At 54.4% G+C, this 12488-nt stretch carries 5 protein-coding genes; 2 read left to right on the top strand and 3 right to left on the bottom strand.

The genetic code is table 11. The annotated features are described in order from the left end of the window. Positions 1-330: 330 nt before the first annotated feature. Positions 331-921 (bottom strand): hypothetical protein, encoded by a 591-nt coding sequence (locus tag RDA78_RS25650; protein WP_434052587.1) that lies wholly within the window; start codon positions 919-921, stop codon positions 331-333. A 704-nt stretch (positions 922-1625) separates the two neighbouring features. On the opposite strand from RDA78_RS25650, the gene RDA78_RS25645 reads away from it, so the two are divergent. Then, complete coding sequence (locus RDA78_RS25645) at positions 1626-7835, top strand: Ig-like domain-containing protein (RefSeq protein WP_434052586.1); 6210 nt, start codon at positions 1626-1628, stop codon at positions 7833-7835. Between the two features lie 165 nt (positions 7836-8000). Continuing rightward, on the top strand, positions 8001-9857 hold the full coding sequence (locus tag RDA78_RS25640; RefSeq protein WP_434052585.1) for an FG-GAP repeat domain-containing protein: 1857 nt from the start codon (positions 8001-8003) through the stop codon (positions 9855-9857). Here the strand turns inward: RDA78_RS25640 and RDA78_RS25635 are convergent. Together RDA78_RS25635 and RDA78_RS25630 are read right to left on the bottom strand one after the other, a co-directional pair. Further along, positions 9846-10835, bottom strand: a complete 990-nt coding sequence (locus RDA78_RS25635; protein ID WP_434052584.1) for a sulfotransferase — start codon at positions 10833-10835, stop codon at positions 9846-9848. The two genes, RDA78_RS25640 and RDA78_RS25635, sit on opposite strands and share 12 nt — an antisense overlap. Before the next feature lie 89 nt (positions 10836-10924). Continuing rightward, on the bottom strand, positions 10925-12310 hold the full coding sequence (locus tag RDA78_RS25630) for a lipopolysaccharide biosynthesis protein (protein ID WP_434052583.1): 1386 nt from the start codon (positions 12308-12310) through the stop codon (positions 10925-10927). Between the last annotated feature and the right edge of the window lie 178 nt (positions 12311-12488).

The raw sequence follows: 12488 nt of genomic DNA, 5'->3' as shown, positions 1-12488 counted from the left end.
GCTGTCGAACCGATGCTGATGGTTTGTCGAATGATAAATTTGGTGCATCGGGATGATGGTCTCCGGTGCTGTGGGCGATAGCCCGAGGTGCAGTGTGGACGCTTGGTATTGTCGTGGTTCCTGCATTGCTCAATCAGATTTTGTGCATCCTTGAGGCTGCGGACGATTTTACCATTGAGCAACTCATCTGCGTGAACCGGTGCCGTCCCAAGACGCGACAGGTTCGACGCTCCGACACGTCGAGATGTTGACGGATATGATTGATGCAGGCTTGACGGCGGGCGGGGCTCCAGAGCTAGGGGATTTGCCGTTGCAATCACGCCACTGCTGCTACCAAGGGCCTTTGGGATGTTCCTCGGGCAAAACGTATGGTTCGCCCCAGCGTGATAGGTTCGGATCGTCGGGATCGCGCTCCGGGCAGTGCTCGGTCGCTAGAGCCGCTTTTGTGTTGACGAGGCATCGGCAGGAACTGCAGATTTTGGCATCCTTGCCGACGAAAACCTTGGCCCCACGGTAGATCAGGTCGTCCGGGGCGTCCGCCAGGAACGAACAGGCGTTGCAGGCCGCCAGTCTTGTTTCAATTTGCCAGGGTTTGGCATGCTCCAATCCTGCCATTCCCCACTTCAGCAATGCGCCTGCGGCTTGCGCTGCTACGCTTTTTTCGTTGTTTACCACCGACTGCGCTGCTTCGGTGGGTTGTCCGTGTACGCGTAGACTTTCGGCGGACTCGAGAACTTGATCCCGCAACTCCGGCATCTTTCGCAAGGACACAAGCGCCCGTGCATAGAGGGGGTTGTCGAGCGCGCGCTGTGTGGCTGCTTCGGGAGCCGGGCCCGAAAGCTCCAGGTACGCCCCCAGATGCGCCGCGGCGTCGCTCAGGGATGTCGCCTTCCGGACCTCTTCTGGCAGGAAGTCGGTCATTTGGGTGGGGTCAGTCTCTTTCTCGCTCAAAATGTACCGCCGCTGTGATGTAGGATTTTGTTCTCGATCATAGCAAGATAGCATGACGAGCTTAAACAATGCATTTATAAGCAAGTCCGATTTGAATGGGGGCTATTGATCAACCCCGCTTGAGCGGTCCGTTTTTATTATGAGTGTATGGCCGGGATTTGGTCCATCGGAATGATGGTCTCCGGTGCCGTGGGCGATAGCCCGAGGTGCTGTGTGGACGCTTGGTATTGTCGTGTTTCCTGCATTGCTCAATCAGATTTTGTGCTTTCTTGAAGTCGCGGACGATTTTACCATCGAGCAACTCATCTGCGTGGACCGGTGCCGTCCCAAGACGCGACAGGTTCGACGCTCCGACACGTCGAGGTGTTGACGGATATGATTGTCGGAAAATCAGAATGAAATGAAAGTGATTTACCCTTTTTTAATTTTCATTAAATTTTGATTAACAAACCGATACGTTTGGAGTTAAAATAAATCAACACCAGGCTTTTGATTTGTCTGCGTGGCGCACACTTCATTTTTATTGTGTAACAGATTTGTAGGGTTAAATTGTTATGTCTGGACCTCTTTCGCTCGATGGTTTTAGCGACGAACTTGTTGTAGCTCGCACTGACCTGACGGGGGGATCGCCGTTCTTTCTCCCAATCTCTATGGCGTTTCTTCCCGACAATCGGATGCTACTGCTATCCAAGGATGGTGAGATCCGCATTGTAGATCCAGAGTCTGGCCGCAGCGAAATCTACATGACGCTCTCGAATATCGATGCGGGGCAGGAACGCGGGCTTCTGGACATCACACTAGATCCCGATTTCGCCAACAATGGCTACATCTATCTCTATTACACACCAGACAGCCCGGAAAATGCACGCATCGCCCGTTTCCAGCATCAGGAAAACTCAGGCGGCCTTACCTCTATCGCAGATGTGTCGAGCGAGTTTGTGGTTTGGGAGGACACGGACGGTTATTTGGCTTGCTGTCATTATGGTGGCGGCCTTGATTTCGGCATTGACGGCAAGATTTGGTTGACCACCTCTGACAAGTTTCAGACCACAACGCCCGGCGAAGGCTCCGGCGGCGGTGCGGATCTGCCGGTGGATCTGACCAGCTCGTCGGGGAAGATCATCCGTGTGAATTCCGATGGCACGATCCCAGACGGCACCGATGGATGGGCAGCCAATCCGTTTATTGACGGAGCCGGTGGCAATGACGACTCGATTTGGGCCTACGGACTCAGAAATCCGTTCCGAGCCCGTTGGGACGAAGAATATGGAAATTTCTATATCGCCGAAGTCGGTGGCAACCAGCAAAGCCTTGCGCATGAAGATCTCCATATTGGCGGACTCGACCAAGCTGGAGCATTTTACGGCTGGCCATATTACGAAGGCACAACAAATACGCTCGTAAACGACAATTCGGACCGGAATGATCACCCGGCTCCCGATAGTGACCCGGGCAACGCAGCTGAGGGAGATTTTTACTCCGCACCGATTTGGAGTTTGCCGCACAATGGCGTCGGATCATCCATGACCGGAGGTGAGGTCTATCGCGGTGATCTTTTCCCGACTGAATGGGACGGTGTCTATTTCTACGGCGACTATACCCGGGATTATATTCGATATCTCGTGCTTGATGAAACTGGGACCCAGGTCCTTGGTGACTACGACTTCAAACCATCGACGGAGTTGCCGGGAGACACCGCTGAAGTCGTAACGATCAATGTCGGTGCGGATGGGGCTTTGTACTACGGAATGATCGTGTCCGGCGAAGTGCGACGCGTGACCTTTGGTGACAACAACGCGCCGGATATCATCAATGCCACGTTGTCCGAGACCGTCGGCGATGCGCCGCTCAACACGCAGTTTGATGCAACGCTCACTGACATCGACGGCGACGTTCTCAACTACACCTTGAACTTCGGCGACGGGAACATTATCACGGGTAGTACGGCTGCCGGTAACCCGATCTCTGTTGCAAATGAGTACACGTCCCTCGGAACCTACTACGCTTCCTTGACTGTTACTGACGGCATAGCAACGACTTACTCCAATTCGTTTGTCGTCGAGGTTGGTGACGCAGCAGTCAACGATGTTCCTGTTGTTTCCAACGAAACAATCGACATCGCAGTTGCGGAGACAGCTGAATCAATTCAGTTCAGTGCAGATCTGTTCGACGCCGATGGCGACACTCTTTCCTACACGTGGCATTTCGGTGATGGCAACACTGCTACCGGCACGGCTCAATCCGGGGATACCATTGTCGCCTCCCATTCGTACGCGCTCCAGGGGAACTACACCGCATATCTGGAAGTCAACGACGGTGAAGCGACGGTACAATCAACGAATATCAGCGTCCAGGTGGGCATACCCACGGAACTCCAGATCTCCAATGGTTTGGTGCTGTTGCTAGAGTCGGACATCAAGATTGGTTTGGAGGACGGAGATCGCGTCGTTTCCTGGCTCGACGGTTCGGGCAACGGGAACAACTTGTCCGCTCAAGGTGATCCACGTCTCGTAAGCGATGCAACACCGTCTGGCCAGCCGGCTATCGTCTTTGACGGCATTGAAGATCTTTTGGAGCGAAATGATAGTACGGAAACGATAAGCGGAATCCCCGCCGGTACAGGTGACCGGACGATGTTCTTCGTGGTCAACTACGTCGACGACAACGAAGTCTCTTCGGGTCTCGTTTACGGCGATGGTGAGCAGAATGAAGCCTTCGGTTTGGTTACCGCGAGGGAGGACAATCTCCAGGTACAGGGCTTTGGCATCGCAAATGACTTCGACTCCGGCGTAAATGGGCTGACACAAGGCTGGATGGTGCAGTCGGTTGTGCTGAGCGAAAATGTGTTCACCCACTATTTGAACGGGACGGCCATTGATAGCGGTATCCATATCTTCAATACCGATCTCGAGCGGTTGCTTATCGGTGGCGAAATCAAGGATAAAGGTCAGTCCGCGTTGGAAGTTGGGGCGGCGCTGATTTACAATCGCGCGATTTCCGACATTGAGCGCCAGCAGATCGAAGCGTTCCTCCAAGAGAAATACATTAATGGAACTCCTGATCCGAACAATTCGGCTCCGACAGCCGTCAATGACACTCTGACGTTTACCGAAGACACGGCTCTCGCGGGCGAAAATGTGCTTGCCGACAACGGCAACGGTGCCGACAGTGATCCGGATCTCGATCCGCTGAGCGTCTCGCTTGTGACAGACGTGACCAACGGGTCGCTGACGCTCAACACTGACGGGAGCTTCACCTATACGCCTGACGCCGACTTTGACGGTACCGACAGTTTCACGTATCAGATCAGCGACGGCAGGGGTGGTACGGATCAGGCCGTTGTGACATTGAACGGCACGCCGGTCGATGATCCGGCCGACGCGGTCAATGACACGTATTCTGCCGACCCGGACGGAGTTCTCACTGTTGCCGCCGCACAAGGTGTTCTGGCGAACGACAGCGATCCCGAAAATGATGCGTTCACCGTGATTTCCAACACCGACCCGTCCAACGGGTCGCTGACGCTGAACACCGACGGCAGCTTCACCTACACGCCGAACGCCGGGTTCATCGGCACGGACAGCTTCACCTACCAGGTAACCGGCGGTGATCAAGCGACGGTAACGCTGAACGTCAATGCTGGTGTTCCCGTCACTGGCGGCCTCGTCGCGGCTTATGAATCCGATCTCGGGGTAACGCTTGGAACCGGCAACGCGGTCACTGCATGGGCTGACCAGTCTGGCCAGGGCAATGACCTGAGCGCGAGCGGCGATCCGCAATTGACGGCCGCATCGACGCCGACTGGTGAAGCGGCGATTGTCTTTGATGGTGTGGGCGATCTTCTGGAGCGCGTAAACGCCACCGACGGCTTGAACGGTCTTCCGACTGGTTCGGCAAACCGCACCATGTTCCTGGTTGTCAACTATATCAACGACAATGGTGTCTCCACCGGTCTTGTTTACGGTGATGGCGCACAGAACGAGGCCTTCGGCCTGGTCACTGCCGCGGACGATCATCTTGAAGTGCAGGGCTGGGGATCGGCAAACGACTTCGATTCCGGTGTGGATAGCCTGACACAAGGCTGGATGGTGCAGTCGGTTGTCCTGAACAACAATGCATTCACCCACTACCAGGATGGTGTGGTCATCGACAGCGGCACCCACAGCTTCAATACTGATCTTGAGCGGTTGCTTATCGGTGGCGAAATCAACGATAAAGGCGAAGCTGAAATCGAGGTGGCCGGCGCATTCATCTACGATCGCGCTGTTTCCGAACTTGAGCGCCAGCAGATTGAAGCGTTCCTGCAAGCCAAGTACATCAATGGAGCACCTGATCCGGACAACCAGGCGCCGGTGGCTGCCAATGACACATTCGTGTTTACCGAAGACACGGCTCTCGCGGGCGAAAATGTGCTTGCCGACAACGGCAACGGTGCCGACAGTGATCCGGATCTCGATCCGCTGAACGTCTCGCTTGTGACAGACGTGACCAACGGGTCGCTGACGCTCAACACTGACGGGAGCTTCACCTATACGCCTGACGCCGACTTTGACGGTACCGACAGTTTCACGTATCAGATCAGCGACGGCAGGGGTGGTACGGATCAGGCAGTTGTGACCTTGAACGGTACGCCGGTTGATGATCCGGCCGACGCGGTCAATGACACATATTCCGCTGACCCCAACGGCGTTCTCACTGTTGCCGCCGCACAAGGTGTTCTGGCGAACGACAGCGATCCCGAAAATGATGCGTTCACCGTGATTTCCAACACCGACCCGTCCAACGGGTCGCTGACGCTGAACACCGACGGCAGCTTCACCTACACGCCGAACGCCGGGTTCATCGGCACGGACAGCTTCACCTACCAGGTAACCAGCGGTGATCAAGCGACGGTAACGCTGAACGTCAATGCTGGTGTTCCCGTCACTGGCGGCCTCGTCGCGGCTTATGAATCCGATCTCGGGGTAACGCTTGGAACCGGCAACGCGGTCACTGCATGGGCTGACCAGTCTGGCCAGGGCAATGACCTGAGCGCGAGCGGCGATCCGCAATTGACGGCCGCCTCGACGCCGACTGGTGAAGCGGCGATTGTCTTTGATGGTGTGGGCGATCTTCTGGAGCGCGTAAACGCCACCGACGGCTTGAACGGTCTTCCGACTGGTTCGGCAAACCGCACCATGTTCCTGGTTGTCAACTATATCAACGACAATGGTGTCTCCACCGGTCTTGTTTACGGTGATGGCGCACAGAACGAGGCCTTCGGCCTGGTCACTGCCGCGGACGATCATCTTGAAGTGCAGGGCTGGGGATCGGCAAACGACTTCGATTCCGGTGTGGATAGCCTGACACAAGGCTGGATGGTGCAGTCGGTTGTCCTGAACAACAATGCATTCACCCACTACCAGGATGGTGTGGTCATCGACAGCGGCACCCACAGCTTCAATACTGATCTTGAGCGGTTGCTTATCGGTGGCGAAATCAACGATAAAGGCGAAGCTGAAATCGAGGTGGCCGGCGCATTCATCTACGATCGCGCTGTTTCCGAACTTGAGCGCCAGCAGATTGAAGCGTTCCTGCAAGCCAAGTACATCAATGGAGCACCTGATCCGGACAACCAGGCGCCGGTGGCTGCCAATGACACATTCGTGTTTACCGAAGACACGGCTCTCGCGGGCGAAAATGTGCTTGCCGACAACGGCAACGGTGCCGACAGTGATCCGGATCTCGATCCGCTGAACGTCTCGCTTGTGACAGACGTGACCAACGGGTCGCTGACGCTCAACACTGACGGGAGCTTCACCTATACGCCTGACGCCGACTTTGACGGTACCGACAGTTTCACGTATCAGATCAGCGACGGCAGGGGTGGTACGGATCAGGCAGTTGTGACCTTGAACGGTACGCCGGTTGATGATCCGGCCGACGCGGTCAATGACACATATTCCGCTGACCCCAACGGCGTTCTCACTGTTGCCGCCGCACAAGGTGTTCTGGCGAACGACAGCGATCCCGAAAATGATGCGTTCACCGTGATTTCCAACACCGACCCGTCCAACGGGTCGCTGACGCTGAACACCGACGGCAGCTTCACCTACACGCCGAACGCCGGGTTCACCGGCACGGACAGCTTCACCTACCAGGTGACCGGTGGAGATGAGGCAACGGTAACGCTGAGCGTCGATGACGGCATTCCTGTGGTTAACGGGCTCGTTGCCTCCTACGAATCTTTCGAGAATGTTGGCGTGTCGAGTGGTGATACCGTCGCCGTCTGGCTCGACGGATCTGGCCGCGGAAATGACCTGACTGCGAGCGGTGATCCCACTATCGTGGCGGGAGCAACGCCAACCGGTGAGGCTGCGATTGTATTTGATGGGACTGGAGATCTCCTGGAGCGTGTGAATGCAACGGACGGATTGAATGGGCTCGTCGCCGGTTCGGCCGACCGGACCATGTTCTTCGTGGTCAACTACATCGACGACGAAGGTGTGTCAGCCGGACTCGTATATGGCGACGGTGCGAAAAACGAAGCCTTTGGCTTGGTCACCGCCAGGGACGACCATCTTGAAGTGCAAGGTTGGGGTTCGGAGAACGACTTCGATTCCGGTGTGGATAGCCTGACACAAGGCTGGATGGTGCAGTCGGTGGTTTTGAGTGACAATTCATTCACACATTACCAAGACGGTTTGGTCATTGACAGTGGTTCCCATACCTTCAACACGGATCTGGAGCGGTTGGTCATAGGCAGCGAGATCAATGACAAAGGTGAAGCGTTGATGGAAGTGGCCAGTGCGCTAATCTATGACCGGGCACTGTCCGAAACAGAACGGAGTGAAGTTGAGACATATTTGCAGCAGCTGTATATCGACGATCAATTCATTTTCTAGATAGGTCGTCGTGCGCATTGGTGCATCTCAATTTTGCATCGCAAAAATTGCTTTGGATCAATTCATGTCAAAGAGGATAATATCCGTGGCATAATGAAGCTTTTTTCGAAAAAATCGCTGTTTGTTCTTTTCGTTTTTGGAGTTTTCTGCCTTCTTGGAAGTGGATTGACATTCTGGTTCCTGCTTGTTCCCAAAGAACATGCGGGAACCGAAAGCTTCCCGGTCATTGAAGTACGAAGCTACTACAACGTCTCAGACGCCGGTGTGGGTGATCTTGATTCCGACGGGCTGATGGACCGTTGGACAACGAACCACAGCGGCGAACAAATGATCGAGTTCGGTCAGGCCAATAGGGCCTTTGGCGGTGAGAACGCGGTCATCGAGGTCAATCTTTCCCAGGATGCGGAGCTCCCCGGCATGGCGGCCGGTAACCCTGTTCCCGAAACAGGGCGGCAACCGGTGCGAATCTATTTGCGTGATGTTGTCTTCGTGATCGAGGCGGATCGCGCACCCGAGACGCCGGTTTCCGGCCGCGTGATGATACCATGGGGAAAGGTCAGGACGACCGCGACAGGAGCGGCAATCAGCGCGACTGAAGCGTGTCCGCCCAGTGCACGCACACCTGCGAAATTTTGTTCCGTGGTTACGTTCGAACTGACCGGCAAGGGGAGTGTAGAGTTTGTTCCGGTTCCAGCCCGATCTGACGGATTCCCGATCACGTTTGAATTCAGCGAGGATACCGACCTCGAGCAAGTAGTGTTCGGCAGCCTCGCAATTGCGCCTGATCAGCACAGAGTGAGGTACCAGTCAAAGGATCGGCACGGATTTGCTCTGGACGATACCGACCACGACGGGCGAAGTGAACTGTTTATCTCCAGGGGGGGCATTCGCGGTCTTCTGCCTCAGGTTGACCCTGTTGCCAGAGACGAATTCTTCTTTCTGGAAGACGGCCGTTTTGTGGACAGGACCCGCGAAGTTGAAATCGTGAAGGATGGTTGTCCGGGGCGGCAGACTGCCTTCGTAGATGTCAACGATAACGGCAGGATGGACCTTTATCAGGTATGTGGACGGGATGGACCGCCCAATGGTGATGTTCCGAACAGGCTTTACATCCAGGCCGAGGACGGTGTTTTCCAGGAGGAGGCGGCCGCATTCGGTCTCGATTTGAAAGGTCCTGGAACCTTCCGATTCGTAAGAAACACTGATCCGTCCGACCCACAGCTGTATCTGATCTGGGTCACGCGGGACGCGGTCACGCTTTACCTTCGCGATGAAGACGGGAGATTTCAAACCCAGTCCGTTTTGCCAAGAAAAGGTTGGACACAGGACAAAATCGCGATAACCGATCTCGGAAACGACGGATTTTGGGATGTGCTTGTCTTTTCGCGCGACGGAAATCTCCTGTTTACGATCGTCGATGGTGAAATGCTGCCGAAATCGCTCGAGGATCTGGGATTGCCAATCGCTAGTGCCGATGGCGGGTTCGTTGATGTGAACTCGGACGGCATCACCGATGTTTTTTCCGTACCGCATGGTCTTTATCTCGGCCAGGCTGATGGAACGTTCGTGAAAAGCGACCTGATTGAACTCAACCCGGCGACAGACGTGCATGAAGCTCGTTTTGCGTTCTATGACGCAGATTTGGACAACGATCTTGATCTATGGTTGTTGACGCGACACGGGCAATACGGTTCTCATTATTCGGAACGAATCCACAAGCGTCTTCCGCGGCGAATTCAGACATTTCTGGAAGATGTTTTCGGGATAGGGGCATTTAGACCGCACTATTGGTTGTCCGAGCTTTACGAAAATCGTCTGGATGCTGGCACCACACACCTTGCGGTCACGGACCCGGAGCAAAACGCCGGTCAGGGCACGGTTTTTTCGGTGACGGTAAATACACCCGGTGAGGGTGAACACCAAAGATGGCTGATTGTCGGAGAGAGCGAAATGTCTCGCGCCTCCCAGACACTGAACGGTGTGTATGTCTCGTCAGAGGAAACGCCGCGCTTAAACGACTGAAACACCATACTGCCGGTACACGAGACGGCTGCCGGAAACACGCCCCCACTTTAGCCCCAAGCGTTCTGCAAGGCTCAGGTCCTCGCTTCGACCGGAGTATATGCCGCTCCCAGTGCGGACTTTCAGGATATCCTTGTCGATGACTGTACCGCAATATTTTCCGAGTTCGTCCAGGTCAACACCGCCGGTTACAAGATCTTCGTATTTGATGGCAAACCCTTTTGTCACCTCTGCAGCCAGTTCAAATTCGCCACGAAGACGCGCCCAGTGTCGTGCAAAGCCGTAAGGAGTGAAAGCCGTTTCGAAGGGCCAGCGGGAAAACCAAGCCCGAGCTGGACTGAAGTTACAGTAAGATACGTAAGCCTCCTCGAGGTCGCGGTGAATGAACAGAAAAGAGGCTTCGGGAAACAGGTGCTTTAGTAATACAGCCTCGGACAGACCAAAACGAACTTCTTTGAGGCCCCAGCGCTCTGCCCCTCGTGCTCGGGCCGGAGCCGCAAAAGTCTGAAGCATGAAAGCCCGCAATCCTGCCTTCAGATAGGGGAGTTCGGGATAGAGGTTGGCGGTCCATCCCCTTGCCAATGCATCGAAATCGAGTGTTTCGTCAATTGTATAGTCCTTTGGCGGCCAATCGGAAGAGAAGGCGGAAAGTGACGACGAAAACGCTTGTACAAACGCACATCGGTCGTAAGGCTCACCCCAGAGAAGCGTTTTTTCTCCGGATGAAATCAACCGCTGCAGAAGTGTTGAGCCCGATCTCCATCCCGCGGAAAAAACAAACACGGGCCTGCGTTCGTACGCGGTCATGGAGGCAATTCCGGAAAATCCGCTTTTGTCCTCGCAGGAAGAAAAAAATTCTTCAAGACCGGCTCGGGGTCTGGCATGTGAGGCGAGAGAAAGCCGCCGCGCCCGTTGTGCGTTGCGGGAGCCAAAGACCGCCCTGTAAGTGGCCGAAAGCTTTGTCCTAAGTATTTTCATAGGTTCTGAAATTCCGTCGTTTTGTCGCGCACCGTCTATGTGAAAACTGTTTCAGTAATTGTGTGAAAACGTAAAAATTCGAAAGCGAGTCATTTGGCAAATTTTCTTATGACATTCATGACATCGTTTCGATATTCAGTCGTGTTGTAGATTCGGAAGAAAAATACTGCCGAAATGATTAAGCCAACCAGAATGGCTTCAAAAATTGCGTTCAAATCCAGAAACACTCGCAATCCATAGCAAAAACCACCAACGAACATAACAAATAGCACGTCGAATTTTATTGCCTTCCATACTGTAAATCTATCAAGCGGCGTATACTTTGTTGCCGCCAGGTATAAGGCAGGCCCCATGATCACTATATTCGCCAAGGTAAATGTCGCGACGAGAGTAATTAATCCATATTGTGCCGTGAATATAAGAACCATTACTCTGACGATATTGGGAATAATTCGGAAGACAAATAGTTGAAATGCGCGGCCGCAAGATACCAGTGACCAGTTGAAGCTGCTGATCGTCAGCGTGCTGATGGTCATCAGCCCTAACCAGCTTAAAATGGGGATCGCTCCAAGCCAGTTTTCTCCAAAAAGAATCAGCACAAGGGCATCCGAGCAAAGGCACATGAAAAGGCCGATGGGAACCATGATCAGGTTGCCACGCCCAATCTGCCAAACATACATGTCCCGAAACCTTTCTGGCTCGCCTTGAAGCCTGCTCAGAGACGGCACGAATGCACCAGAGAGCGGGGCTGCAATCCGGCGGCGAGGCATTTCGGCAAATGTATAACTTCGGTAAAAGAGGCCCGCGTCAGCGCTGCCGAACGCTCTGCCGATCACCACCGTTTGTAAATTCAGGATTAGTTCGTTAAGCAATCTGTCGATTGCGAGAAATCCACCAAATGACAATTCGCTGCGAGCGTCGCCGACCGGAAACCGCCATGGTAACGACGGCCGCCATCGAACGAGCGATACAAGCAGAAGGAGGTTTATCCCCTGTGCGACCAGGATCTGGACAACCAAGGACCAGTAACCTGCTCCCAGAATTGCTGCACCCACCGCGCAAAATGCGGAGACAACTACCCCTGCAAAGCTGCATATCTCGATCTGTTTGATATGCATCTGCCGCCTTAATATGGCGACGTATTGCACACAGAGTACCGAGATCATCACGTTGGGCGCCAGCGCAACAAATACCCAGGTGACTTCGGGACTTTCGAAGAAGTTGGCGGCTGGTACACCCAGTAAAGCGACCGCTATCGATAGGGACAAGCCGAGCCAGAAATTGATCCAGAACAGGACCGAAACGGTCCGGTGCATAATCTTTTTTGACTGTATCACCGCCTGCGCGAGGCCGAATTCGGACAGACCGGTCACCACGAGTACGACCGGCATCGCCAGTGCTACGATCCCTTGCTCGGCAGGTGGGACCAAACGCGCGAGTATGCTTGTTGTGAGGAGCGTAATCAGCAGCCGCATGAACGAAAACATCAATATGAGGCCAGCAGATCGCCCCGTCTTCCCGACAAGGTCAATATCGACACCTTCAGTGTCGAAGTAAGAGTCGCGAGGATCCGATACCCCTGAAGTAGGCGGAGAAGACACTATTTCAGAGCCGAGCTTGATTGAGGGAATTTAGGAACGCTTGCGAGCGCCG

Origin of the sequence: Roseibium sp., assembly GCF_051016195.1 — a bacterium.
Classification (GTDB): domain Bacteria; phylum Pseudomonadota; class Alphaproteobacteria; order Rhizobiales; family Stappiaceae; genus Roseibium.
The sequence above is the reverse complement of the archived record's forward strand: the minus strand, read 5'-3'. Positions and strand labels throughout refer to the sequence as shown.